Source organism: Streptomyces thermodiastaticus, assembly GCF_014656135.1.
GTDB classification, from domain to species: domain Bacteria; phylum Actinomycetota; class Actinomycetes; order Streptomycetales; family Streptomycetaceae; genus Streptomyces; species Streptomyces thermodiastaticus.
On sequence record NZ_BNBV01000004.1, the window covers coordinates 307390 to 333005 of the forward strand.

At 71.9% G+C, this 25616-nt stretch carries 18 protein-coding genes and 1 pseudogene; 7 read left to right on the forward strand and 12 right to left on the reverse strand.

The genetic code is table 11. From position 1 onward, the window contains the following. The first annotated feature begins 71 nt into the window (after positions 1 to 71). Together IE286_RS06670 and IE286_RS06675 are read left to right on the forward strand one after the other, a co-directional pair. Positions 72 to 605, forward strand: a complete 534-nt coding sequence (locus IE286_RS06670; RefSeq protein WP_189795672.1) for a DUF6114 domain-containing protein — start codon at positions 72 to 74, stop codon at positions 603 to 605. Continuing rightward, complete coding sequence (locus IE286_RS06675) at positions 595 to 1995, forward strand: hypothetical protein (RefSeq protein ID WP_189795673.1); 1401 nt, start codon at positions 595 to 597, stop codon at positions 1993 to 1995. Before IE286_RS06670 ends, IE286_RS06675 begins: the two co-directional genes overlap by 11 nt. A 108-nt stretch (positions 1996 to 2103) precedes the next feature. On the opposite strand, the gene pyk is transcribed toward IE286_RS06675, so the two are convergent. The 3 genes from pyk to pta all read right to left on the reverse strand — a co-directional run bounded on the left by pyk (position 2104) and on the right by pta (position 6959). Beyond that, positions 2104 to 3534 carry a pyruvate kinase gene (pyk, locus tag IE286_RS06680; RefSeq protein ID WP_189795674.1) on the reverse strand — a complete coding sequence of 477 codons (1431 nt, stop codon included), beginning with the start codon at positions 3532 to 3534 and terminating at the stop codon, positions 2104 to 2106. A gap of 95 nt (positions 3535 to 3629) precedes the next feature. After that, positions 3630 to 4838 (reverse strand): acetate kinase, encoded by a 1209-nt coding sequence (locus IE286_RS06685; RefSeq protein WP_189795675.1) that lies wholly within the window; start codon positions 4836 to 4838, stop codon positions 3630 to 3632. Between the two features lie 39 nt (positions 4839 to 4877). After that, a complete protein-coding gene (gene pta, locus IE286_RS06690; RefSeq protein ID WP_189795676.1) occupies positions 4878 to 6959 on the reverse strand; it encodes a phosphate acetyltransferase in 2082 nt (693 codons plus the stop codon). A 227-nt stretch (positions 6960 to 7186) separates the two neighbouring features. Between pta and IE286_RS06695 the strand changes: the two genes are divergently transcribed. Then, on the forward strand, positions 7187 to 8212 hold the full coding sequence (locus tag IE286_RS06695; protein ID WP_125497093.1) for an ATP-dependent 6-phosphofructokinase: 1026 nt from the start codon (positions 7187 to 7189) through the stop codon (positions 8210 to 8212). A gap of 117 nt (positions 8213 to 8329) precedes the next feature. Here IE286_RS06695 and IE286_RS06700 read toward each other — a convergent pair whose 3' ends face one another. Further along, complete coding sequence (locus IE286_RS06700; RefSeq protein ID WP_189795677.1) at positions 8330 to 9034, reverse strand: response regulator; 705 nt, start codon at positions 9032 to 9034, stop codon at positions 8330 to 8332. After that, the gene (locus IE286_RS06705) at positions 9031 to 10701 is read right to left on the reverse strand and encodes a sensor histidine kinase (RefSeq protein WP_189795678.1); all 1671 of its coding nucleotides are present in this window, start codon (positions 10699 to 10701) and stop codon (positions 9031 to 9033) included. The genes IE286_RS06700 and IE286_RS06705 overlap by 4 nt, the downstream gene beginning before the upstream one ends. A gap of 150 nt (positions 10702 to 10851) precedes the next feature. Here IE286_RS06705 and IE286_RS06710 point away from each other — a divergent pair, with 150 nt between their 5' ends. Further along, positions 10852 to 12255, forward strand: coding sequence for a cation:dicarboxylate symporter family transporter (locus IE286_RS06710; protein ID WP_189795679.1), 1404 nt, complete (start codon positions 10852 to 10854; stop codon positions 12253 to 12255). Between the two features lie 178 nt (positions 12256 to 12433). Here IE286_RS06710 and IE286_RS06715 read toward each other — a convergent pair whose 3' ends face one another. Then, complete coding sequence (locus IE286_RS06715) at positions 12434 to 13051, reverse strand: TetR/AcrR family transcriptional regulator (RefSeq protein ID WP_189795680.1); 618 nt, start codon at positions 13049 to 13051, stop codon at positions 12434 to 12436. A gap of 127 nt (positions 13052 to 13178) precedes the next feature. On the opposite strand from IE286_RS06715, the gene IE286_RS06720 reads away from it, so the two are divergent. Both IE286_RS06720 and IE286_RS06725 read left to right on the forward strand, forming a co-directional pair. Next, complete coding sequence (locus IE286_RS06720) at positions 13179 to 14999, forward strand: MFS transporter (protein WP_189795681.1); 1821 nt, start codon at positions 13179 to 13181, stop codon at positions 14997 to 14999. A 114-nt stretch (positions 15000 to 15113) separates the two neighbouring features. Beyond that, positions 15114 to 15878, forward strand: a complete 765-nt coding sequence (locus IE286_RS06725; protein ID WP_189795682.1) for a DUF2127 domain-containing protein — start codon at positions 15114 to 15116, stop codon at positions 15876 to 15878. Between the two features lie 456 nt (positions 15879 to 16334). On the opposite strand, the pseudogene IE286_RS06730 reads toward IE286_RS06725, so the two are convergent. The 3 genes and pseudogenes from IE286_RS06730 to IE286_RS06740 form a co-directional block, all read right to left on the reverse strand. Further along, positions 16335 to 17460 (reverse strand): annotated as a pseudogene (locus IE286_RS06730) (NsdA family TPR-like regulatory protein). Positions 17461 to 17555: 95 nt separating this feature from the next. Further along, positions 17556 to 17930, reverse strand: a complete 375-nt coding sequence (locus IE286_RS06735; RefSeq protein ID WP_189795683.1) for a VOC family protein — start codon at positions 17928 to 17930, stop codon at positions 17556 to 17558. Positions 17931 to 18130: 200 nt separating this feature from the next. After that, on the reverse strand, positions 18131 to 18586 hold the full coding sequence (locus IE286_RS06740; protein ID WP_189795684.1) for an SRPBCC family protein: 456 nt from the start codon (positions 18584 to 18586) through the stop codon (positions 18131 to 18133). Between the two features lie 276 nt (positions 18587 to 18862). Between IE286_RS06740 and IE286_RS06745 the strand changes: the two genes are divergently transcribed. Beyond that, on the forward strand, positions 18863 to 21085 hold the full coding sequence (locus IE286_RS06745; RefSeq protein WP_189795713.1) for a HelD family protein: 2223 nt from the start codon (positions 18863 to 18865) through the stop codon (positions 21083 to 21085). A 58-nt stretch (positions 21086 to 21143) separates the two neighbouring features. On the opposite strand, the gene glgB is transcribed toward IE286_RS06745, so the two are convergent. From glgB to IE286_RS06760, 3 genes are all read right to left on the reverse strand, one after another. After that, a complete protein-coding gene (glgB, locus tag IE286_RS06750) occupies positions 21144 to 23804 on the reverse strand; it encodes a 1,4-alpha-glucan branching enzyme (protein WP_372462516.1) in 2661 nt (886 codons plus the stop codon). A gap of 129 nt (positions 23805 to 23933) precedes the next feature. Next, positions 23934 to 25352 (reverse strand): maltokinase N-terminal cap-like domain-containing protein, encoded by a 1419-nt coding sequence (locus IE286_RS06755; RefSeq protein WP_189795714.1) that lies wholly within the window; start codon positions 25350 to 25352, stop codon positions 23934 to 23936. A gap of 108 nt (positions 25353 to 25460) precedes the next feature. Continuing rightward, positions 25461 to 25616 (reverse strand): alpha-glucosidase C-terminal domain-containing protein (locus tag IE286_RS06760; protein ID WP_189795685.1); only part of this gene is annotated, 156 nt, incomplete at its 5' end.

Sequence of the window (25616 nt, forward strand, 5' to 3'; positions counted from 1 at the left end):
CTCCTTCACACACCACTCACACCACCCACGTACCACCCTTCACAGCGAGCCGCACCAGGGAGCTGTTTTCCATGAGCGCCGAGACTTCCGCCGTACCCGGCCGGTTCACTCGCCGGAGGCTGCAGTTCCGCGCCTGGCGGGGCAGCCGACCGTTCTGGGCCGGTCTGTTCGTCCTGCTCGGCGGCTTTCCGATCATCTACTTCCCGTACGCCCATCTCCAGGTCGGTCACCTCACCCTGGCGATGTCCACCACCGCGGGAGCCGGTTCCCTGATCATCGGCGTGCTGCTCATCGTCCTGGGCATCAGCCTGTGGTTCCAGAAGCACATCCGGGTCTTCGCGGGCGTCGCGTCGATCCTGCTGGCGCTGGTGTCCATACCCGTGTCGAACTTCGGCGGCTTCGTCATCGGCTTCCTGCTCGCGCTCATCGGCGGCGCGCTGGCGGTGTCGTGGGCGCCGGGCGTGCCGCCCGAGGAGACCGGCCCGGGGCAGGGCGGCGCTCCCCGGACCGCCCCCGGTCCGGTGACGGACGGGACGGACGAGCCCAACGACCTGTCAGGAACGAGCCCGGCCAACGGGGCGAACGGGAGGCACAGTGCCGGCTGACGAGGTGACCAACGGGGCGGAAGCGGACCGGCCGCGTACCAGATCCGGGGCGCGTCACGCGGCACCCAGGAAGCCGCTGTTCACCCGGTTCCACATGCCGGCCGGCAAGGCGATGGCCATGGCCGCGATGCCGACGGCGGTGATCGTGGGACTGGGCTTCACGTCCTCACTGGCGCTGGCGGACAGCAACAGCACCCCGGTGCCGACCGCCAAGAGCCTGACCGCGGACGAGTACAAAGACTGTGTGGCGGCGCTGGAGAAGGACAAGGACGCCTCCTCGGCCTCGCCCACGCCGTCGGCCTCCGCGAGCGACGGCGCCGCCGGGGACGAGAAGAAGGACGCGAACGGCACGGACGGCGCGGACAAGGACGCCTCCGCCGAGCCGGCACCGTCGGCGCCCTCGTCGCCGCTGCGGTCCGCGCAGTCCAGGGCGGCAGACCGGGCCGGCGCGGACGAGGACGTCGCGAGCACGGCCTCTTCGCCGGATTCAGGTTCCGACGACGAGGCCGCGTCGCCCTCCGCCTCCGCCACGCCGTCCCCCTCGGCCACCGAGAGCACCGGCGGCGGTCCGCTGGGCGGCCTCGGTGACGCTCTCGGGCGTCTGCTGGGCGGGGACAAACACGACGACGAGGACGCGCAGGCCACGCCGTCCGCCTCGGCCACACCCTCGGCGAGCGCGAGCGGGAGCGTGACCGAGGGAGTGACCGGGACGGTGAAGGACATCACCGGCAAGGTCACCGACGCCGCCCGGGACACGGTGAAGGACACCACCGATGCGGCGTCCGATGCGGCGAAGGACGTCACCGGCGCGCTCGAGGACGCGGTGAAGGACGGGGCCACCGGCTCTCCTTCCCCCACGCCCTCTCCCTCCGCGTCCGCGTCCGGCGAGTCCGCCGTCGACCCGGAGAACTGCCCGAAGGCCACCGACGCCGAGGGCGGCGTGGACAACACGGTGCCGCTGGCCGACGACCCCTGGTACCTGGACGCCAGCCACCTGCTGCTCAAGGGCGCCGACTACAAGGGCATCGTCCAGGTGCGGACCGCCAACGGCACCGTGAAGAAGGTGCTGAAGTACGTCATCTCCGACGGCACCGACATCGGCGACCTGCACCAGACGGTGAAGGACAAGCAGGCCGGCAAGACCTACCACGTGCAGGCCGCCAAGGGCTCGACGTCCACCATCCGCGGCGGGGAGACGGTGATGTACACCGAGTCCATCTCCGGCAACCTGCTCGGGCTGATCCCGGTCACCTTCGACCCGGACAACCCGCCCCCGCTGAACATCCCGCTGATCTACTTCACCAAGGTGCACGTGGTCCAGGCGGCCCAGTTCGGCGGCAACCTGCACGTGCCCGGCATGCACCTGTACACGACGGACGGGACCGACTGAGCGCCCGGACAACCTTTCGCACGGCCGTACCCCCGGGAGTCCCGCAACGCCGAGGGCGCCCCCGCCGCACGGCGGGGGCGCCCTCGGTCCATGTCCGGCCGCGGCGCGTCAGTGGCGCTCGCTGCTGCCCAGGTGGTGGACGCGGACCATGTTCGTGGTGCCGGGGACCCCGGGCGGGGAGCCGGCGGTGATGACCACGATGTCGCCCTCGTTGAACCGCTTCAGCTTGATCAGCTCCTGGTCGACCAGCTCGACCATCTCGTCGGTGCCGGAGACGAACGGCACGACGTGCGGCTCCACGCCCCAGCTGAGCGCCAGCTGGTTGCGGGTGGACTCGTCGGTGGTGAACGCCAGGATCGGCTGGGCCGCGCGGTAGCGGGACAGCCGGCGGGCGGTGTCACCGGACTGGGTGAAGGCGACCAGGCCCTTGCCGCCGAGGAAGTCGGCGATCTCGGCGGCGGCACGGGCCACCGAACCGCCCTGTGTGCGCGGCTTCTTGCCCTTCACCAGCGGCTGCAGGCCCTTGGACAGCAGCTCCTCCTCGGCCGCCTGGACGATCTTCGACATCGTCTTGACGGTCTCGACAGGATAGGCGCCCACGCTGGACTCGGCCGAGAGCATCACCGCATCCGCGCCGTCCAGGATCGCGTTGGCCACGTCGGAGGCCTCGGCGCGGGTCGGGCGGGAGTTGGTGATCATCGACTCCATCATCTGGGTCGCGACGATCACCGGCTTGGCGTTGCGCCGGCACATCTCGATCAGGCGCTTCTGCACCATCGGGACCTTCTCCAGCGGGTACTCCACCGCCAGGTCGCCGCGGGCCACCATCACGCCGTCGAACGCCATCACGACGTCCTGCATGTTCTCCACCGCCTGCGGCTTCTCCACCTTGGCGATGACCGGGACGCGGCGGCCCTCCTCGTCCATGACGCGGTGGACGTCGGCGACGTCCTTGGCGTCCCGGACGAAGGACAGGGCGACCAGGTCGCAGCCCATGCGCAGGGCGAAGCGCAGGTCCACCACGTCCTTCTCGGACAGCGCGGGCACGTTCACCGCCGCGCCGGGCAGGTTGATGCCCTTGTGGTCGGAGACCACGCCGCCCTCGATGACGATCGTCCGCACCCGCGGGCCCTCGACGTCCAGAACCTTCAGCTCGACGTTGCCGTCGTTGATGAGGATCTGGTCGCCGCGCGAGACGTCGCCCGGCAGGCCCTTGTACGTCGTGCCGCAGATCTGCTTGTCGCCCGGGACGTCCTCGGTGGTGATGGTGAACTCGTCACCGCGCTCCAGCTCCACCGGACCCTCGGCGAAGGTCGCCAGGCGGATCTTCGGACCTTGCAGGTCGGCGAGGACGGCGACGGCCCGGCCGGTCTCCTTGGCCGCTGCCCGGACCCGGTCGTACCGGGCCTGGTGCTCCGCGTGGCTGCCGTGGCTGAAGTTGAAGCGGGCCACGTTCATGCCGGCTTCGATCAGGGACACGAGCATCTCGTGGGAGTCGACCGCGGGGCCGAGAGTACAGACGATTTTCGAACGGCGCATGGGGCGATCCTATCGGTTTGTTTCGCTACGGAATATTCCGCCTGGCGGAAAATACAAATGGGCGCGTACGCGCTCAGGCGAGTGCCCGTTGCATTTCAGGCGGCCTTTCCGACCAGTGCGTAGGTCTGTGTGGCGATCTCCATTTCCTCGTCCGTAGGAACCACGGCCACGGCCACCCGGGCGCCCTCGGGCGAGATCAGCCGGGCTGTGTCGCCGCGCTCGGCGTTGCGGGCCTCGTCGACCGCCAGGCCGAGCCCCTCCAGGCCCGCCACCGCCGCCGCCCGCACGAAGCCGGCGTTCTCGCCCACACCGGCGGTGAAGGCGACCGCGTCCACGCTGCCGAGTACCGCGCAATAGGCGCCGATGTACTTCTTCAGCCGGTGGATGTAGATGTCGAATGCGAGCTTCGCCTGCTCGTCGCCCTCGTCCATGCGGCGGCGGATCTCGCGCATGTCGTTGTCCCCGCACAGACCGAACAGACCGCTGTTCTTGTTCAGCAAGGTGTCGATCTCGTCCAGCGACATTCCGCCGACCCGCTGCAGATGGAAGATGACGGCCGGGTCAAGATCACCGGAGCGCGTGCCCATCACCAGGCCCTCCAGCGGCGTCAGCCCCATGGAGGTGTCCACGCACGTCCCGCCGCGCACCGCGGAGGCCGACGCGCCGTTGCCCAGGTGCAGCACGATCACGTTGACGTCCTCGGGCGCCTTGCCCAGCAGCCGGGCGGTCTCGCGGGAGACGTAGGCGTGCGAGGTGCCGTGGAAGCCGTAGCGGCGCACCCGGTACCGGTCGGCGATCTTGGTGTCGATGGCGTAGCGGGCCGCGGACTCCGGCATCGTGGTGTGGAAGGCGGTGTCGAACACCGCGACCTGCGGCAGGTCCGGGCGCAGCGCCATGGCGGTGCGGATGCCGGTGAGGTTGGCCGGATTGTGCAGCGGCGCCACCGGGATCAGCCGCTCGATCTCGGTGAGCACGGTGTCGTCGACGACGGTCGGCTCGGTGAAGAACATGCCTCCGTGCACCACCCGGTGGCCGATCGCGGCCAGCTCGCCGGAGTCCAGGCCCAGCCCGTCCTTGGCCAGTTCCTCGGAGACCCTCTTCAGGGCGGCGTCGTGGTCGGCGATGGGGCCGGTGCGCTCACGGGTCTCGCCGGAGACGACGCAGGTGTGCTTCAGGCGGGAGGTCTGCTCGCCGATGCGCTCGACCAGGCCGACGGCCAGGCGGCTCGCGTCGCGCATGTCGAGCAGCTGGTACTTCACCGACGAGGAGCCGGAGTTGAGGACGAGGACACGGGTGGCGGTCACGGTGGAGAAAGCTTCCTTCTCGGGGGTGGTGCGGGGGCGTCACCGGGCGGCGGACTCGGCCTGGGCCTGGATCGCGGTGATGGCCACGGTGTTGACGATGTCCTGGACCAGGGCGCCGCGCGACAGGTCGTTCACCGGCTTGCGCAGGCCCTGCAGCACCGGGCCCACCGCGATCGCGCCGGCCGAGCGCTGCACGGCCTTGTAGGTGTTGTTGCCGGTGTTCAGGTCGGGGAAGACCAGCACGGTGGCCTGTCCGGCGACCGCGGAGCCGGGCAGCTTGGTCGCGGCCACCGTCGGCTCCACGGCCGCGTCGTACTGGATCGGGCCCTCGATCAGCAGGTCCGGCCGGCGCGACCGCACCAGGTCGGTGGCCTCACGCACCTTGTCCACGTCGGCGCCGAAGCCGGAGGTGCCGGTGGAGTACGACAGCATCGCGATGCGCGGCTCGACGCCGAACTGCGCGGCGGTGGTCGCGGACTGGACGGCGATGTCGGCCAGCTGCTCGGCGTCGGGGTCAGGGTTGACCGCGCAGTCGCCGTAGACGAGCACCTTGTCGGCCAGGCACATGAAGAACACCGAGGAGACGATCGACGCCTCCGGCTTGGTCTTGATGATCTCGAAGGCCGGGCGGATGGTGGCCGCCGTGGAGTGCACCGAGCCCGACACCATGCCGTCGGCCAGCCCCTCCTGGACCATCAGCGTGCCGAAGTAGTTCACGTCGGACACCACGTCGTAGGCCAGCTCCACGGTCACACCCTTGTGGGCGCGCAGCTGGGCGTACTTCTCGGCGAAGGAGTCCCGCAGCTCGGAGGTGGCCGGGTCGATCAGCAGGCTGTCGCCGAGATCGACGCCGAGGTCGGCGGCCTTCTTGCGGACGGCGTCCTCGGGGCCGAGCAGCGTCAGGTCGCACACGCCGCGCCGCAGCAGCACCTCCGCCGCGCGCAGCACCCGCTCCCCGGTGCCCTCGGGCAGCACCACCCGCCGCTTGTCGGAGCGGGCCTGCTCCAGCAGCTTGTGCTCGAACATCATCGGCGTGACCCGGTCGGTGCTGGGCGCCGAGACGCGCTTGTTCAGGCCGGCGGTGTCGACGTACCGCTCGAACAGGCCGAGCGCGGTCTCCGCCTTGCGCGGGGTGGACGCGTTGAGCTTGCCCTCCAGGGAGAACAGCTGCGCGGCCGTCGGGAAGCTGCTGCCGGTGACCGATATCACCGGGGTGCCGGGGGCGAGCCGCGCGGCCAGGGTCAGGATCTCCTCGCCGGGCTGCTCGTTCAGCGTGAGCAGCACACCGGCGATCGGCGGGGTGCCGGCGCTGTGCGCGGCCAGCGAGCCGACGACCAGGTCGGCGCGGTCGCCGGGGGTGACGACCAGGCAGCCCGGGGTGAGGGCCTTGAGCAGGTTGGGCAGCATCGCGCCGCCGAAGACGAAGTCCAGGACGTCCCGGGCCAGTCCCGCGTCGTCGCCCAGCAGGACCCGGCCGCCCAGGACCTGGGTGATCTGCGCGACCGTCGGCGCGGACAGGGCGGGCTCGTCGGGCAGCACCCAGCAGGGCACCGGCAGCCGGTCCTCGAGCTGCTCGGCGATCTCGTCGCGCGCCTCGCGCGCCACCCGGTTGGTGATCACGGCCAGCACGTCGCAGCCGAGCGAGTCGTAGGCGCGGTAGGCGTTGCGGGTCTCGGCGAGCACGGACTGCGCGGACTGCCGGCGGCCGCCGACCACCGGGATCACGGAGGCACCGAACTCGTTGGCGAGGCGGGCGTTGAGCGCCAGCTCGTCCGGCAGCTGGGTATCGGCGAAGTCGGTGCCCAGCACGAGCACCACGTCGTAGTCGCGGGCCACCCGGTGGAAGCGGTCCACCAGCACGGACACCAGCTCGTCCGTGCCCTTCTCCGCCTGGAGCGCGGACGCCTCCTCGTAGCCCATGCCGTAGACGCTCGCCGGGTCCTGGCCGAGCCGGTAGCGAGCGCGCAGCAGCTCGAAGAGCCGGTCCGGACCGTCGTGCACGAGCGGCCGGAAGACGCCCACCCGGTCCACCTGCCGGGTCAGCAGCTCCATGACTCCCAGCTCGACGACCTGGCGGCCGTCGCCGCGGTCGATGCCGGTCACGTACACGCTGCGGGTCACGCGGGCTCTCCGTTTCGTCAGGTTCGTCAGGATCGTCAGGGAATTTCGTCTGAGATGGGATGATCCGTCGCTCGTCCGGGCAAAAAAACACCCGCCGGGAAGAGCGGACCCTCTTGACAATACCTCCGCCTGTAGATAAGGCGCCCGTCAGGACGTCGCCGGTGCCGGGACGTGAAACAATCGGACAGGATCACCGGTGTCGACAGTGAGCAGGAGACGACAGCACGATGCGTATCGGAGTTCTCACGGCAGGCGGCGACTGTCCGGGGCTGAACGCGGTGATCCGGTCGGTCGTGCACCGAGCGGTCACGGCCTACGGCGACGAGGTCATCGGTTTCGAGGACGGCTACGCGGGCCTGCTCGACGGCCGCTACCGCGAGCTGGACCTCAACGCGGTCAGCGGCATCCTCGCCCGGGGCGGCACCATCCTCGGCTCCTCCCGGCTGGAGCGCGACCGGCTCAGGGAGGCGTGCGAGAACGCCTCCGACATGATCCACCGCTTCGGCATCGACGCTCTCATCCCGATCGGCGGCGAGGGCACGCTGACCGCGGCGCGCATGCTCTCCGACGCGGGCCTTCCCGTGGTCGGCGTGCCGAAGACCATCGACAACGACATCTCCTCCACCGACCGCACCTTCGGCTTCGACACCGCGGTCGGCGTCGCCACGGAGGCCATGGACCGGCTGAAGACCACCGCCGAGTCGCACCAGCGCGTGATGGTGGTCGAGGTCATGGGGCGGCACGCGGGCTGGATCGCCCTGGAGTCCGGCATGGCCGCCGGCGCCCACGGCATCTGCCTGCCCGAGCGCCCCTTCGACCCGGCCGACCTGGTCAAGATGGTCGAGGAACGGTTCGCCCGCGGCAAGAAGTTCGCGGTGATCTGCGTGGCCGAGGGCGCCCACCCCGCCGAGGGCACCATGGACTACGGCAAGGGCGAGATCGACCAGTTCGGCCACGAGCGCTTCCGGGGCATCGGCACCGCCCTGGCCCACGAGCTGGAGAAGCGGCTCGGCAAGGAGGCCAAGCCGGTCATCCTGGGCCATGTGCAGCGCGGCGGCGTCCCCACGGCCTACGACCGCATCCTGGCCACCCGCTTCGGCTGGCACGCCGTGGAGGCGGCGCACCGCGGCGAGTTCGGTCACATGACCGCGCTGCGCGGCACCGACATCGTGATGGTGCCGCTGGCCGAGGCGGTCACCGAGCTGAAGACCGTACCCAAGGACCGCATGGACGAGGCCGAGTCGGTGTTCTGACCGGCTCCGGCCCCGGTCATCCGGCAGCCCACGCCGCGCGCCCCAGGCCGCGCGCGGCCGTACGCCGGTGATCCGCTGGTGTGCGCGGCGCGCCGGGTGCGGCGACCGCGCCGGCGCTCAGCGTGCTCCGCTCCCGGCGCCCGTCACCCACCGGTACACCAGCTCCGGGCGGCCCACCTGCCCGTACAGCGGGCGGCGGGCCGCGCGCCCGGTGTGCACCAGGTGCTCCAGATAGCGGCGGGCGGTGATCCGGGAGATGCCCACCGCCTCGGCGAGCTGGGCCGCGGTCAGGCCGTCCGGCGCCGTGCGCAGCGCGCCCGTCACCCGCTCCAGCGTGGGCGCGCTCAGCCCCTTGGGCAGCGCGGGCGGACTCGGGGCCCGCAGCACCGCCAGCGCCCGGTCCACGTCCTCCTGACCGCCTGCCTCGCCGACCGCCGCGTGGAACAGGGCGTAGCGCATCAGGCGGTCCCGCAGGGTGGCGAACGTGAACGGTTTCAGCACGTACTGCACCACCCCCAGCGACACGCCCTCCCGCACCACCGCCAGATCCCGCGCCGAGGTCACCGCGATCACGTCGGCGAGGTGACCGGCCGCCCGCAGGGTGCGGGCCAGCTGCAGTCCGTGCACGTCCGGCAGGTGCAGGTCGAGCAGCAGCAGGTCCACCGGGGTGCGCTCCAGCGCCCGCCGGGCCTCGGCGCCGGTGCGGGCCTTGCCGACCGCGACGAAGCCCGGCACCCGTTCCACGTACAGCACATGCGCGTCCGCGGCGACCGGGTCGTCCTCGACGACCAGCACGCGGATGGGCTCCGGTTCCGCCGTCATGCCGCGCCTCCGGCCGCCGGGGACAGCGCGTCGTCGTCCGTGCGCCGCCGGGGCCCGTCCCCCAGCGGCAGCCGTGCCTCGAAGACCGCGCCGCGCTCCTCGGCCTCCCGCACCGTCAGCGTCCCGCCGTGCCGGTGCACCGCCTGCCGTGCCAGGGCCAGACCCAGCCCGCGGCCGCCCGGCCCCGTCGGCTTGGTCGAAAATCCCCGCTGGAACACCAGGTCCGCGTGGGCGGGATCCACGCCCGGACCGGTGTCCGCCACCCGCAGCAGCAGCTCGTCGCCCGTCGTGCGCACCGTCACCTCCACCCGGGCCGGGACGCTGCCCTGGGCGGCGTCGACCGCGTTGTCCACCAGATTGCCGAGGATGGTCACCAGGTCCCGGGACGGCAGGCTGCGGGGGAGCAGCCCGTCGTCCAGACCGCTGTCCTCGCCGATCACCAGTTCGACCCCGCGTTCATTGGCCTGCGCCGTCTTGCCGAGCAGCAGCGCCGCCAGCACCGGCTCGCTGACCGCCGCGACCACCTGGTCGGTCAGCGCCTGCGCCAGCTCCAGCTCCGCCGTGGCGAACTCCACGGCCTCCTGCGCCCGGCCCAGCTCGATCAGCGACACCACCGTGTGCAGCCGGTTCGCCGCCTCGTGCGCCTGGGAGCGCAGCGCCTGGGTGAAGCCGCGCTCGGAGTCCAGCTCGCCCATCAGCGCCTGCAGCTCGGTGACGTCCCGCAGCGTCACCACCGTGCCGCGGCGCTGCCCGCCCGAGACCGGCGAGGTGTTCACCACCAGGACCCGAGAGGCGGTCAGATGCACCTCGTCCACCCGCGGCTCCGAGGCCAGCAACGCCCCCGTCAGCGGCGCCGGCAGCCCCAGCTCGGCCACCGACCGGCCCACCACGTCCGGCTCGGCCTCCGGGCCGCCGAGCCCCAGCAGCTCCCGCCCGCCGTCGTTGATCAGCGCCACCCGGTGCTGCGCGTCCAGCATCAGCAGCCCCTCGCGCACCGCGTGCAGCGCGGCCTCGTGGTAGTCGTACATGCGGCTCAGCTCGTCGGCGCCCATGCCGTGGGTGTGCCGGCGCAGCCGGGCGTTGATGACATAGGTGCCCAGCGCGCCGACCACCAGGATGCCGCCCGCGACCACGAACAGCGCGGTGACCTGCTCGCGCACCCGCTCGCTGATGACCTCCACCGTGATGCCCGCGCTGACCAGGCCGATCACGCGGCCGTCGGCGTCCTGCACGGGCGTGACCGCGCGCACCGAGGGCCCGAGGGTGCCGGTGTAGGTCTCGGTGAAGGACCGGCCCTTCAGCGCGGGGCCGGTGGTGCCGAGGAACCGTTTGCCGATCTGGTCCGCATCCGGATGGGTCCAGCGGATGCCCTCCGGGTTCATGATCGTCACGAAGTCGACCTGGGTGTCCCGCTGCACCTTCAGCGCGTACGGCTGCAGCCGGGCCGTGGGATCGGCGCTGTGGATCGCGGCCCGCACCGAGGGGGAGTCGGCGATGGAGCGGGCCACCGCGGTGGTCTGGCGGCGGGCCGCCTCCTCCGCCTGCCCGCGGTCGCTGACGTAGGTGAACAGCGCATATCCGGCCACGACGAGAGCGAGCAGCACGGCCTGCATCGCGAAGAGCTGGCCCGCCAGGCTGCGAGGTAGCGGAAGGGCGGGTATGCGCATGCCGCCAGTCTGCCTTTTCGTCGTGGCGTGAACTAAATGAACGGAAGGGTGACCGCCCTCACACGGCGCGAGATAGTCACCAGGTCCCCGAAACCCCGGACGTGAGCCGCACGCCGGTGATGCCGACGACGTCGTCAAGGAGGGCCGCTCGTGAGCAGTGCAGCCGATACGGCACCTGCCGCACCCGCCGCAGGTTCCGGCCCCGCAGCCAAGCGGGACCGCACCCACTATCTGTACCTGGCCGTGATCGCCGCGGTGGTCCTCGCCGTGATCGTGGGATTCGCCGCACCGGACTTCGCCAAGGAGCTCAAGCCGCTCGGCACCGGCTTCGTCAACCTGATCAAGATGATGATCTCGCCGATCATCTTCTGCACGATCGTGCTCGGCGTCGGGTCGGTCCGCAAGGCCGCCAAGGTCGGCAAGGTGGGCGGGCTCGCCCTCGGCTACTTCATCGTCATGTCGTTCGTCGCCCTGGCCATCGGCCTGGTGATCGGCAACCTCGTCCACCCCGGCAGCGGCATGCACCTCACCGAGGCGGTCAAGGGCGTCGGCCACGCCCAGGCGGACGCCGCCAAGGAGGGCCCGGTCGACTTCGTGCTGGGCATCATCCCGACCACGCTGGTCTCGGCGTTCACCGAGGGCGAGGTGCTGCAGACGCTGCTGGTCGCCCTGCTGGTCGGCTTCGCGCTGCAGGCCATGGGCCGCAAGGGCGAGCCCGTGCTGCGCGGCATCGAGCACATCCAGCGGCTGGTCTTCCGCGTGCTCGCCATGATCATGTGGGCCGCCCCGGTCGGCGCCTTCGGCGCGATGGCCGCCGTCGTCGGCGAGACGGGCGTGGACGCCCTGAAGGCGCTGGCCACCATCATGATCGGCTTCTATGTCACCTGTGTGCTGTTCGTGATCGTGGTGCTCGGCGCGATGACCCGCCTGGTGGCCGGCGTCAACATCTTCCGGCTGCTGACGTACCTGGGCCGCGAGTTCCTGCTGATCCTGTCGACCTCGTCGTCGGAGTCGGCGCTGCCCCGCCTGATCGCCAAGATGGAGCACCTCGGCATCAGCCGCCCGGTCGTCGGTATCACGGTGCCGACCGGCTACTCCTTCAACCTCGACGGCACCATGATCTACCTGACCATGGCCTCGCTGTTCATCGCCGACGCCATGGACCAGCCGCTGTCGATCGGCCAGCAGATCACCCTGCTGCTGTTCATGATGATCGCCTCCAAGGGCGCCGCCGGTGTCACCGGCGCCGGGCTCGCCACGCTCGCCGGTGCCCTGCAGTCCCACAAGCCCGCCCTGGTCGACGGCGTCGGCCTGATCGTCGGCATCGACCGCTTCATGAGCGAGGCCCGCGCCCTGACCAACTTCGCGGGCAACGCCGTCGCCTCCCTGCTGATCGGCACCTGGACCCACGAGGTGGACAAGGACCGGGTGCGGCGCGTGCTCGCCGGTGAGCTGCCGTTCGACGAGCGGATGCTGCTGGACGACTCCGAGGACGGCTCCGAGGACCTCCCCGGGCAGCGCGGGGACGGCCACAAGGAGCTGGCCACCGCCTGACCTCGGGCCGGCCGCGACGGCCGCCCCATGTGACGCCGGACGCCCGGCCCCGTCACCGAGCGGGGGCCGGGCGTCCGGCCGTCCGCACCGCCCCACCGCCGGCGGCCGGACCTCACGAGGGGCCCGGCCGCCGGTGTGCCGTGTCGCGGGGCGGTCGGCCCCCTGTCCGACTGTCCGGCTATTCGGCTATCCGGCCCACCAGCGTCGCGGCCCGGGACGCCGGCACCCCCGCGCTCGTCAGGACCGTGGTCGCGGCCGCGCGGGCCGCCTCACCGGGCGGCACCAGGCCGTCGTTCACCGCCTCCATCAGCCCGAACAGGATCTGCTCCACCACATAGGCGAGCGCGGGCGCGGGCAGCGCGGACCGGAACCCGCCCTGGTCCAGCCCCCGCTGCAGAAGCTCCACACTGCTGCTGCGCACCGGCGTGAGCCGCTCGCGGATGCCCTGCATGGTGACCGTCCGCTGGGCGAGCGCCACCAGCAGCCGGTAACGGTCGGCGATGGGCCAGACCGCCAGCACACAGCGCGCCAGCGCCTCCACCGGGTCCTCCACACCGGCGCGCCCCGCCGCGTGTGCGGCCGCGAGCGCCTGCACCGCGTCGTCGACGAGCGTGCCGATCAGCGCCTCACGGTTGGGGAAGTGGCCGTACACCGTGCGCCGCACCACCCCCGCGGCCCGCGCGATCTGGTCCATGGACGCGTCGGGGTCGCGCAGCAGCTCGGCGAGGGCGACGTCGAGGATGCGGCGCCGGTTCGCGTCGGCGCGACTGGTGGAGCCCGTGGTCATGGCTGCCATTCTGCCTTCCCAGGGATTTGCACAGTACTGTGCAACGTCGTACATTGCACACGGCTGTGCAGTTGCACGCCATTGTGCAATTCACTGTGCGGTGTTCGTCCCGCACCCGAGGAAGGCGACCCGAGTCATGCCACTGGTCCTGACCGAACCCGCCGAGGAGATGGACCGCCCCTACGCCCGGCGCTGGTGGGCGCTCCTCGTGCTCTGTCTGAGCCTGCTGATCATCGTGATGGCGAACACCGCCCTCACCGTGGCCGCGCCCGACATGACCCGCGACCTGGGCCTGTCCAGCGCCGACCTGCAGTGGGTCATCGACGCCTACACGGTGCCCTACGCGGCCCTGATGCTCCTGCTCGGCGCGATCGGCGACACCTACAGCCGCCGCGGCGCCCTCGTGCTCGGCCTGGTCGTCTTCGGCGGCGGCGCCGTCTTCGGCTCCCTCGCGGACAGCGCGGCCACCGTCATCGCGGCCCGCGCGGTGATGGGCGTCGGCGCCGCGCTGATCATGCCGGCCACGCTGTCCCTGCTCGCCGCCACCTTCCCGCGCGCCGAACGCGCCAAGGCGATCACCCTGTGGACGGCCACCGCCGGACTCGCCATCGCGGCCGGCCCCGTCGTCGCCGGCGCCCTGCTCAAGAGCCACGGATGGGCGTCGACCTTCCTGATCAACGTGCCCGTGGCCGCACTCGCACTGCTGGCCGCCTTCGTCCTCGTCCCGCCCTCCAAGGCCGGCCACACCCGGCGCATCGACTACATCGGCGGCCTGCTGTCCGTCCTGTGGATCGGCTCCCTCGTCTACATGATCATCGAGGGCCCGCACTTCGGCTGGGACACCAAGGCCGTCACCGCCGCCGCCGTCGCGGGCGCCGGCCTGCTGGCCTTCGTCCTGTGGGAGCTGCGCCACCCGCACCCGATCCTGGACGTGCGCCGCTTCACCGCCCGCCGCTTCGCCGGCGCCAACCTCGCCGTCGCCCTGTTCTTCCTGGCCGTCTTCGGCGCCTTCTACTACCTCACCCAGCACCTGCAGTTCGTCCTCGGCTACGGCCCGCTGGACACCGGCGTGCGGATGCTCCCGCTGGCGGGCGCCGTCTTCGTCGGCGCGGCCCTCACCGGCTACCTCACCCCGCGCGTCGGGATGAAGTGGACGGTCACCGCGGGCATGGCCGGCGGCACCGCCGCACTGGCCCTGCTCACCCGTGTCGACGGCACCTCCGCCTACGGCGACCTCGTGCTCCCCCTGGTCGTCCTGGGCCTCGCCATCGGTCTCGCCCTGTCCCCCTGCACCGACGCGATCATGGGCTCCTTCCCGGAGTCCGACCTGGGCGTCGGCGGCGCCGTCAACGACACCTCCCTTGAACTCGGCGGCTCCCTCGGCATCGCCATCCTCGGCTCCCTGCTCTCCACGACGTACTCCGACCGGCTCGCCGACGCCGTCGCCGGTAGCAAGCTCCCCGCCGGCGCCCTGGCCACCGCCCAGGACTCCGTCGGCGCCGGATACGCCGTCGCCCAGGGCATCGGCGACACGGCCCGCGATCTCGCCGCCCAGGCCGCCCAGGCCGCCGACCCCCAGCAGGCCGCCCAGCTCAAGGCCCAGGCCACCCAACTCGCCCAGGGCGCCCGCCGGATGGCCGACGCCGTCGGCACCTCCTTCGCCGACGCGGTCGCCCACACCAGCCTGATCGGCGCGATCGTCCTCGCCGTCGGCACCGTCGCCGTGGGGCTGCTGCTGCCGCGGGGGGCGGGGAAGGGGGAGTCGCGCGAGGCGCAGCCGGCAGAGGGAGCACAGCCGGTGGGCGGCGAGACGAAGCAGGTCGCCGGGCTTGAGCGGACGGACGAGGTGAAGGAGACGAAGGAGACGGAGGAGACGGAGGAGACGGAGGAGACGGAGGAGACGCAGACGGAGGTGGCTGCGGAGACGAAGGAACCCGCGCGCGACGCGGCGAACTGAAGCTCGTCACCCCGCGTCTCTTACCCGGGTGCACTACCGTGCCGCGGCCGGACCCGACCGGCTCGGCACGGTTCTGCACATGTACGCACACAGTTCGATGGAGGCACCCGGGGGATGGCGATCGACTGGAACCGACGGACCTGCGCACGCAAGGGCCATGTGACCTACGCGCCGGACGACCCGCGTCTGCGCATCCGGCTGCACGGCGACACCGCCCTGGGCGAGGTGTGGCGCTGCCTGCGCTGCGGCGACTTCGTCCTGGGCGAGCCGCAGGGCTCGGGCCCGACGGCCCAGGCCCCGCTGGTGCCGCGCGGAAAGGTGCTGCGCGACCTGCTCGTCCTCCGTTTCCTCGCCTTCGAACGGGCCGTGCGCGGCGTGTTCATCGTGCTGGTCGCGGTGGCGGTCTGGAAGTTCAGCAACAGCCAGGACGCCGTGCACCGGCTGTTCGACGAATACCTGGACGTCTTCCGCCCCGTCTTCCAGCACTTCCACTACGACCTCGACCACTCACCGGTCGTCGGCACCATCCAGAAGGCCTTCGGCTACCGGCGCTCCACGCTGCTCACGGTCGCCGGCCTGCTGCTGGCCTACGCCCTGATCGAGATCGTCGAGGCCGTCGGTCTGTGGTGGGCCAAACGCTGGGCCGAGTACCTGACGGTGGTGGCCACGGCCGCGTTCCTGCCGCTTGAGGTCTACGAGCTGACGGAACACGTCAGCGCGGTGAAGATCGGCACCCTCGTCCTCAACATCCTCGCCGTCCTCTACATCGCGGTCACCAAACGCCTCTTCGGCCTGCGCGGCGGCCGCCGCGCCTTCGACGAGGAACGCCGCAGCGACTCCCTGCTGGAGGTGGAGGAGAAGGCGGGCGCGCTCGTCTGAGCGGACGGCGCCGGGCGGCCCGAAGCCTCGCCGCAGGCTGGCGTTGTCTCCCTGTCCTCCGCAGCGGCGCCGTGCGCCCGCCGCTGCGGGGAGGACGCCGGCTCGCCTCCGAGCGCATGACGTCGTGGCATGGGTTCATTTCCGCGTGCGCGGGGAGCAGCAGCGGACGGAGATCGGCGGCCGCGTCTTCGGGGGTTCATTTCCGCCTGCGCGGGGAGCAGAGGACACGACCTGAGGAGTTACCGTACGGCAGCCGTGGTTCTCATGAGTTTCACCGAGTCCGACAAAAGGTACCTACTGTCCTTTGGGGTCTGTCATGCGGCCTGGCTCGCCCGATCCTAGGGGCGTCCCCGCGCCGGTGTATGCGCTTTTCTTCTGAAGCAATGGCGCGCTCTCGGCCAAGGGGCTGCGGCGAACGGTGGTGTGCTTCTGCTTTTGTACGGCATTGCCCATGCGTCAGGCAGCCTTGGCCGCGGCGACCTCTTGGATGCGGTCGGCGAGGTTCTTCACTGCTCGTGCCTGCGAATACGGTGCGAGATCGGCGCGCATCGTGGCGAAGTGGTCGTCGCCGCGTACAGAACGGACGTGCTCGTATTCGTCGAGGAATCGCCTCCAGGACTCGCAGGAGGCTTCCAAAGTGGCCGAGCCGCAGTTGGCGCTGGGCGAGGACCGCGTAGGCGTGTGTGCGTCCCTGCCGCTCTTGTGCCGACTGGACGCGGATGGACTGCTTCAAGGCCTTGATGCTGCCGGTGAGGTCGCCTTCCTCCATCAGGACATGAGAGACGTGGAAGAGGTAGGCGGTCTGGTCGTACCCGCCGATGGCGTCGCGACGGTTGTCGGCCTTGGACAGGGCCGTCTCCGCTTCCCGGAGCCGGGTGTGGGCGGTGTGCCGGTCACCGACCATGGCGGCGGCATGGGCCTGCTGGCCGCGGAGGAAGGCGACCAGGCGCGGGCCGGCGGCCGGGGCCGCCTCAGCTGCGGAGTCGGCCCGTTGCAACGCCAACCGGCCGTGACCGAGGTTGGACGCCTGAAGTGACATGCCGCGCAGGGTCCGGCAGTAGGTGACATGGTCGCCAGCCTCGTCTGCGAGCTTCAGCGCTTTGGTGTAGTAGGTCTGGCCCAGCCCATGGGCTTTTTCGTACATGGCCATCCAGCCGGTTAGGTAGGTCAGGTCGGAGGCAGCGGCGAGCATGTCCCGCTTCACCGACTCGGATGCCTGGGCGCGCAGCCAGGGGCCGACCGTGTTGACAAGGAACGCTGCGGCCATCGGGCGAGCGTGGCCGGCGCCGAACTCGTCGAGAATGTCTGCGACCTTCTCGGTCATTGCTCGGACGGAGGCCACCTGTGAGGGACCGATCCGGGTGGTGGCCTTGCCGGGGGTGACCGGCTCGGCTCGGACTTGTCGACGCTGACCGAGACCGAGCAGCCGGCGAGCAGGGTGTCGCGGCCACGACGGACAGAGCCCACGCGCAGTGGTCAGGCGAGGGTGCGGCATCGCGGATCCCATGCGACACAAGACCAAGAAGGGGACCCGGAGAGCTTGCTCAACGCAGGGTGCGGGAATCGCAGGGTGGTTGTGCATGCGTCTCAGGGCCCTCGCTGCACAGGCGGGCAGGTGGGGTGGCCGTGACGGCTGGATCGGCTGGATGGCCGTACCAGCCCGCACTCCCCTTCGCCTCACTCCCGGACCAGACAGAACGGATGCCCCGCCGGATCTGCGAAGACGCGCCAGCTCCGGTCGCCGTCCCCCGCGTCGAGCAGTGCGGCGCCCTGGGCGAGGGCCTGGTCCTGGGCCCGGTCCAGGTCGTCGACGCCCAGGTCGAGGTGGAACTGCTGGGGCCGGGCGGGGTCCGGCCACTGGGGTGGCCGGTGGTTCTCGACCCGCTGGAAGGCCAGCACGAGCCCGTCGGTGTGGAGCGTCGCCCAGTCGTCGTCCAGCTCCCACCGGGGGTCCGGCCGGTTCACCTCGCCGCCGAGGAGCGACTGGTAGAACCGGGCCAGCTCGACGGCATCGGGGCAGTCCAGTACCACACACTGCAGCTTGGCGATCACGCGAGCAGCGTCTCACGGCATCGCGTCGCGAGCTGCGATCGGCACGATGGCGGTGGCCGTGCCGGGCGCGCGTGTGCCTGTGTGCACGTCGTCCGGCCGGGCCTGCGTGCACGTCGTCGGCCCGGCCGGCGTGCAGGTCGTCCCCGGCCGGTGGGCCAGGGGCGCCGAAAGGTCGTCGCCCGTCATGCCCCGACGGCTCATCAGGAGCCGGACACATAACGTCCCAGCTCGATGGCCAGGCGGCGCATGGCCGTCTCGTTGGCGCGGCGCATGACGGCACGGACGAGGGGTGCCAGCAGGCGGTCGGCGAGCGGGGCGCGCACCCAGGCGTAGGTGAACGAGACGCGGCTCCCGGACGGCAGCGGTGCGATGGTGTAGGTGCCGTGGGCCAGGCGCCGGCCGGCGGCGCTGATGTTGCGTTCGACGATGCGGTGGGGCGGGTCGGCCTCGACGACCTCGATGGTCACGTCGGTCTTCGTGCCGGCCAGGGCGGCGGTGACCGTGACGCGCGAGCCGATGCCGCGGGCGGGGCCGCTGTGGCGCCAGTCGGTGAGGTAGTGGTCGGTGAACCGCTCGTGGTGAGCCGTGGTGGCGAGGAAGTCGTAGACCTGCTCGGGTGTGTACGGCACCTCGGTCGATACGGTGACGGACCTCATCTGCCGCACGGTAGCGCGCCTTGCGGGCGATGTCCGCCCCTTCGACGCAAGGTGAGGACAGAGAAGCACAGAGGCAGAGGGCGGCCGTCCAGCGGACCGGGCGGACAGGCTCACCCGGGCAGCAAAAAATCCCCGAGCCTTTGCGCTCCGGGGACTCCCTTGCGTATATTCGGTGATTCGTGACTTCTCGGAAGTCATTCCACCAAACACTCCTTACGTGCACAGTATATCCGGGCGGGAGCGAAATTGTCAAACACCGCATGGCACGACGATGAATTGCGGCAGGAACAGGAATTCATCGACGGCCTGTACGCGCGCGTCGACGCGTTGCGCGGCGCCACCGAGGCCTCCGTCGCGGACGCGCTGAAGCAGGGCGACAAGCCCATGCAGGCCCGGCTGGAGCGGGACATCCTGGTCGCGGAACGCTCGGCGATGCTGGCCGCGCTGAACGCCGTGGACGGCTCGCTGTGCTTCGGCCGGATCGACATGGCCGACGGCACCGGCCACCACATCGGCCGGATCGGGCTGCGCGCCGACGACGCCGAGCGCACGCCGATCCTGATCGACTGGCGGGCGGACGTCGCCCGGCCGTTCTACCTGGCCACCGGGCACACCCCGATGGGGCTGCGCCGCCGCCGGCACATCTCTGCCGAGGGCCGCCGGGTCACCGCCCTGCACGACGAGATCCTCGACCTGGCGGACACCACCCGCACCGGTCACGAGGACCCGAACGGCGACGCGGTGCTGCTGGCCGCGCTGAATTCCGCGCGCACCGGCCGGATGAGCGACATCGTGCGCACCATCCAGGCCGACCAGGACCGCATCATCCGGGCCCCGCACCGGGGTGTGCTGGTGGTCGAGGGCGGCCCCGGCACCGGCAAGACCGCCGTCGCCCTGCACCGGGCCGCCTACCTGCTGTACGAGCACCGGGAGCTGCTCGCCCGGCGCGCGGTGCTGATCGTGGGACCGAACCCGGCGTTCCTCGGCTACATCGGCGAGGTGCTGCCCTCGCTCGGTGAGACCGGGGTGCTGCTGTCGACCGTCGGCGAGCTGTTCCCCGGCGTGAAGGCCACCGCCACCGACACGCCCGAGGCCGCCGCCGTCAAGGGGCGTGCCGAGATGGCCGACGTGCTCGCCGCCGTCGTCCGGGACCGGCAGGCGCTGCCCGACCCGGTGATCCCCGTCGAGCACGACCGCGAGGTGCTGATGCTCGACGACGACCTGGTCCGGGTGGCCCGGGACCGGGCCCGTGCCACGAAGCTGCCGCACAACCTGGCCCGCGAGCACTTCGAGGGCCACATCCTCAACACGCTCACCGATCTGTACGCCGAACGCGTCGGCACCGACCCCTACGACGGCACCAGCCTTCTCGACGCCTCCGACATCACCCAGATCCGTGACGAGCTGGCCGAGAACCCGGAAGTCTGGGCGGCCATCGACCAGCTGTGGCCGCGGCTGACCCCGCAGCAGCTGGTCGCCGACCTCCTGGCCGAGCCGGAGGGATACCTCTGCGACGAGGACGCCGCCGCCGTCCGCAGGCCGGTGACCCGCGCCTGGACCGTCGCCGACGTCCCGCTGCTGGACGAGGCCGCCGAACTGCTGGGCGAGGACGACCGGATGGCCCGGGCCCGCGCCGAGCGGGAGCGTGCGCAGCAGGTGGCGTACGCGCAGGGTGTGCTGGACGTGTCGTACGCGTCGCGGACGTACGAGTTCGAGGACAAGGACGACGAGGACTCCGAGGTCCTCGCGGCGCACGACATCATCGACGCCGAGCGGTTCGCCGAACGGCACGAGGAGGCCGACCACCGCAGCGCCGCCGAGCGGGCCGCGGCCGACCGCACCTGGGCGTTCGGGCACATCATCGTCGACGAGGCGCAGGAGCTGTCGCCGATGGCGTGGCGGCTGCTGATGCGGCGCTGCCCGACCCGTTCGATGACCCTGGTCGGCGACCCGGCGCAAACCGCGGAGGAGGCCGGGGTCGGCTCCTGGGAGGACATCCTCGCCCCGTATGTCGAGGACCGCTGGGAGCACACCCGGCTGGGCGTCAACTACCGCACGCCCGCGGAGATCATGGAGGTCGCCGCGGCGGTGGTCCGCGCCGAGAATCCGGCGTTCGAGCCGCCGAGCTCGGTGCGCTCCACCGGGGTGCGGCCCTGGGCCAGGGCCACGGACGACCTGCCCGGTGCCGTGCGGAAGGCGGTCGCGGACCTGACGCCCGACGAGGGCCGGCTCGCGGTGATCGCCCCGCGTGAGCTGCACCGCGCGCTGGCCGCCCGGCTGGACGGGGTCACCGCCGGCGCCGAGCCCGACCTGACCCGCACGGTGGTCCTGCTGGACCCGCGCCAGGCCAAGGGGCTGGAGTTCGACTCCGTGCTCGTGATCGAGCCCGCCCGCTACGGCACCAGCGACCTGTACGTGGCCTTGACCCGAGCCACGCAGCGGCTGGGCATCGTGCACACCGGCGAGCTGCCGGCGGCGCTGGCCGAGGCCCTGGCCTGACCGGAGGGGCCGGGTTCGAGGCCGATCGGGAAGAAGCCGATCGGGAAGAAAAGGGGCCCTATGCCGGCCGCAGCCACACCGTGGCCAGCGGGGGCAGGGTGAGCCGGATGCTCGCGGGGCGGCCGTGGCGGCCCTGCGGCTCCGGCTCGACCCGGCCCGGGTGCACCACGTCGCTGCCGCCGTAGCGGGCCGCGTCGGTGTTGAGCACCTCCACCCAGGCGGGCACGTCGTCCGGGACACCGATGCGGTAGCCGGGGCGCGGCACGGCGGAGAAGTTCGACACCGCGAGCAGCGGGGCACCCCGGCCGTCGCGGCGCAGGAACGCCAGCACGTTGTCGTCCGCGGCGTCCTCGACGATCCACTGGAAACCGTCGGGGTACACGTCCCGCTCCCACAGGGCGGGCGTCGCCCGGTACACCGTGTTCAGGTCGCGTACCAGGTCCAGCACACCCCGGTGGTCGGCGGCCGCACCGTACGACGGGTCCAGCAGCCACCAGTCCGGGCCGCGGGTCTCCGACCACTCGGAGCCCTGCGCGAACTCCTGCCCCATGAACAGCAGCTGCTTGCCCGGATGGGCCCACATGAAGCCCAGGTAGGCCCGCAGGTTGGCGCGCCGCTGCCACCAGTCGCCCGGCATCTTCGACACCAGCGAGCCCTTGCCGTGCACCACCTCGTCGTGCGAGATCGGCAGCAGATAGTTCTCGCTGTAGGCGTACACCATCGAGAAGGTCATGTCGCCGTGGTGGTACCGGCGGTGGACCGGGTCGTGGCGCATGTACCGCAGCGAGTCGTGCATCCAGCCCATGTTCCACTTCAGCCCGAAGCCGAGGCCGCCGAAGCCGCTCGGGCCGCGGTGGTGGGTCGCGCGGGTCACCCCGTCCCAGGTCGTGGACTCCTCGGCGATGGTCACCACACCCGGCACCCTGCGGTACACGGTCGCGTTCATCTCCTGCAGGAACGCCACCGCGTCCAGGTTCTCCCGGCCGCCGCGCGGATTCGGCGTCCACTGGCCCGGCTCGCGGGAGTAGTCCAGGTAGAGCATGGAGGCCACCGCGTCCACGCGCAGCCCGTCGATGTGGAACTCCTCGCACCAGTACACGGCGTTGGCGACCAGGAAGTTGCGCACCTCGCGGCGGCCGAAGTCGAACTCCAGGGTGCCCCAGTCGGGGTGCGCGGCCCGCAGCGGATCGGAGTGCTCGTACAGCGGGCGCCCGTCGAACTCGGCCAGCGCCCAGTCGTCGCGCGGGAAGTGCCCTGGCACCCAGTCCATGATCACGCCGATGCCGGCCCGGTGCAGGGCGTCCACCAGGTGTTTGAAGTCGTCGGGGGTGCCCAGGCGCGCGGTGGGTGCGTAGTAGGAGGTGACCTGGTAGCCCCAGGAGCCGCCGAAGGGATGCTCGGCGACCGGCATCAGCTCCACGTGCGTGAAGCCGAGATCCTTGACGTAGGCGGGCAGCTGCTCGGCCAGCTCCCGGTACGACAGGCCGGGCCGCCAGGACGGCAGGTGCACCTCGTACACCGACATCGGCGCCTCGTGCGCGGGCCGCTCGGCACGCCGGGCCAGCCACTCCGCGTCGTCCCACTCATGGTGCGAGGCGTGCACGACCGACGCGGTCGCCGGCGGCACCTCGGTGCGGCGGGCCATCGGGTCCGCGCGCAGCGTCCGGGAGCCGTCCGGCCGGGTGATCTCGAACTTGTACAGCTCGCCCTCGCCGATCCCCGGCACGAACAGCTCCCACACCCCGCTCGTGCCCAGCGACCGCATCGGATACGCGGTGCCGTCCCACAGGCAGAAGTCGCCGGCCACCCGTACGCCCCGCGCATCGGGCGCCCATACCGAGAACCGGGTGCCGCTCACCCCCTGGTGGGTCATCGGGTGCGCCCCCAGCACCCGCCACAGCTCCTCGTGCCGTCCCTCACCGATCAGGCGCAGGTCCAGCTCGCCGAGCGTCGGCGGGAAACGGTAGGGGTCGTCGACGTCCAGCACCGTGCCCTCGTATGCCACCTGGAGCCGGTAGACGGGGACCCGGTCGACCCGGGCGACCGGCAGCAGCGCCGAGAAGAACCCGTTGCCGTCGTGCCGCAGCTTGACCCGCATCCCCTCGGCGTGCACGGTCACCCCGAGGGCGTACGGCCGGAACACCCGCACCGCGATCCCGCCCGGCACCCGATGGACGCCGAGCACGGCGTGCGGGTCGTGGTGCGTGCCGTCGAGCAGGCGCTCACGGTCCTCGAACGGGACGGCGGGGGAGGCGGGCGCCGGCACGGGGGAGGGAAGGGGAGCGGCCGGGTCCGCTGCCGGCCGGGCGGTGACGCCGGCCGGTGCGGTTCTCCCGGCGGAGGCCGCCTTACCGCCGCCGGCCTTCTTCGCGACGGCCTTCCTGGCGGGCGTCTTCCCCGCGGTGGCCTTCTTCGCTGCCGCTTTCTTCGCCGTGGCCGCCTTCGCCGTGGGTGTCTTCGCCGTGGGTGTCTTCGCTGTGGACGTCTTCGCCGTAGACGTCTTGGCCATGGGTGCTGTCGCCGTGGGCATCTTCGCTGCGGCCTTCCCGGCGCCGGTCCGCGGTGCCGCAGGCCGCTCGGAGGCCGCCCGTTCGGCCGTGGCCCCCTGGGCGGCCGTCCGCGCTCCGGTGGCCTTCCGCCCGGCCGCGGGCCGCTCGGGGCCCGCTGCCCCGGCCGTGGCGTGCGGTTCCGGGCCGTTGGACGCGGGGCGGTCGATCACGGGGCAGCCTCCTCGGCGCGAGGTCGGACGGTCAGGACGGGCGGGACGGTCAGGACGGGGCGGGCGGATCGAGTGGCACGGGCGGATCGGGCTGGGCGCGGCGGACGGCGGGGCGGCGGACCGCACGCCTCATGCGGGGCCCGAGCCGGCCAGGCGGCGTACCGCCGACAGCGGTACCGGGAGCCAGTCGGGCCGGTGCCGGGCCTCGTAGACCACTTCATATACCGCTTTGTCGGTCTCGCAGGCGCGCAGCAGGACCGGGTCGGTGCGCGGATCCTGCCCGCCGGCCTCGGCGTACCCGGTGCAGTACGCCGCCCGGCAGGCCGCCGCCCACTCCAGGGCGGGCGGGCCGCCGGCCGTGTGCGCCACGTAGTCGAAGGAGCGCAGCATCCCGGCGACGTCACGCACCGCCGGCTGCGGCATCCGCCGCTCGGCCAGCGGTCTGGCCGGCTCGCCCTCGAAGTCGATCAGCGACCAGTCCCCGGCGGGCGCGCGGAGGAACTGCCCCAGATGCAGGTCGCCGTGGATGCGCTGCGCGGTGAAGGTGTGACCCTCGGCGGCCAGGGCGGCCAGCGCCTCGTAGACCGAGGGCAGCGCGGGCGCGTACGCACTGAGCACGGGCACCGCCTGGACGGCCGCCTCCAGGCGCGCGGTCATGCCCTCCACCATCGAGCGGAGCTGGAGACGGCCGAGGGTGACGGTGGGCAGGGCCCGGGCGAGCGCGGTGTGCACCTCGGCCGTGGCGCGGCCCAGGGCCCGGGCCTCGGTGGTGAAGTCCTCGCCCTGGGCCGGCCCGCGCAGCGCCAGCTCCCAGCCGTCCGTGGCGCCCTGCAGATACGGCTGGAGCACCGCGAGGACGTACGGTCCCTCCGCGCCCGGCTCGGCGGCTTCGGCGGTCACCCAGGCCGTGGGGGCGGGCACCCGCGGGCAGCCCTCGCGGGCCAGGGCCAGCGGCAGCTCCAGACCGGGGTTGACGCCGGGCACCACGCGGCGCAGCAGCTTGAGGATGAACGTGTCTCCGTAGACGACGGACGAGTTCGACTGTTCGCCGGTCAGCAGGCGCGGCACCAGGTGGGGCTTGATGTCGGTGCGGCGTTCGAAACGCAGCCCGCCGATGCGGGCCCGGGAGCGCAGCGCCTCCAGGACGAACGCGGCGGGCCGGGGGTCGTACAGGGCCTCGTACACGGTGCGTCCGGTGAGCGGGCCGGCGTGGACGTGGCCGATCAGCGCGGGCGCCAGCCGGGGCGGCAGCGCCTCGCGCACACCTATGAGCAGCTGGTAGCAGTCGCCGGGGTGCGGGATCGTTGCTTCGAGGCCGGCGCCCACGACCCGCACCGGCGGCTGGTGGGCCCGCACCAATAGGTGGTACAGGCCCGGCGTGGCGTCGAGCGGGAGCAGCTCGGTGGCTGCGACCAGCGAGAATCCGGTGACCGGGCGGCCCTTGCCGGCGAACCAGCGCTGCCGGGGCAGCCACTGGCGCAGCAAGGGGTCCAGCGACGTCAGCAGAGCCGGGCCGGCGGCGACGGAGCGGGTGACGGCGTGCGACAAGGCGTCCGACATGGCGTCCGACATGGCGTCGCGTCCAATCGCTGGTCGGGTGTGACTGACGCGTGCCCACGGGCGGGGCGGCGGAAACCGGCACCCCGCCCGTGCGGTTCAGACGGCGGCGTCCGGGGCGTCCTTGCGCAGCCGGAACCAGTAGAAGCCGTGCCCGGCCAGGGTCAGCAGGTACGGCAGTTCACCGATGGCGGGGAAGCGGACCCCGCCGATCAGCTCGACCGGATGGCGGCCGGCGTAGGCGCTCAGGTCCAG

Coding starts and splice junctions, on each gene's coding strand:
- IE286_RS06670 (WP_189795672.1), top strand. CDS start 72: ATGAGCGCCGAGACTTCCGCCGTACCCGGCCGGTTCACTCGCCGGAGG.
- IE286_RS06700 (WP_189795677.1), bottom strand. CDS start 9,034: ATGACGGCGGAACCGGAGCCCATCCGCGTGCTGGTCGTCGAGGACGAC.
- IE286_RS06715 (WP_189795680.1), bottom strand. CDS start 13,051: ATGGCAGCCATGACCACGGGCTCCACCAGTCGCGCCGACGCGAACCGG.
- IE286_RS06720 (WP_189795681.1), top strand. CDS start 13,179: ATGCCACTGGTCCTGACCGAACCCGCCGAGGAGATGGACCGCCCCTAC.
- IE286_RS06725 (WP_189795682.1), top strand. CDS start 15,114: ATGGCGATCGACTGGAACCGACGGACCTGCGCACGCAAGGGCCATGTG.
- IE286_RS06705 (WP_189795678.1), bottom strand. CDS start 10,701: ATGCGCATACCCGCCCTTCCGCTACCTCGCAGCCTGGCGGGCCAGCTC.
- IE286_RS06740 (WP_189795684.1), bottom strand. CDS start 18,586: ATGAGGTCCGTCACCGTATCGACCGAGGTGCCGTACACACCCGAGCAG.
- pyk (WP_189795674.1), bottom strand. CDS start 3,534: ATGCGCCGTTCGAAAATCGTCTGTACTCTCGGCCCCGCGGTCGACTCC.
- IE286_RS06695 (WP_125497093.1), top strand. CDS start 7,187: ATGCGTATCGGAGTTCTCACGGCAGGCGGCGACTGTCCGGGGCTGAAC.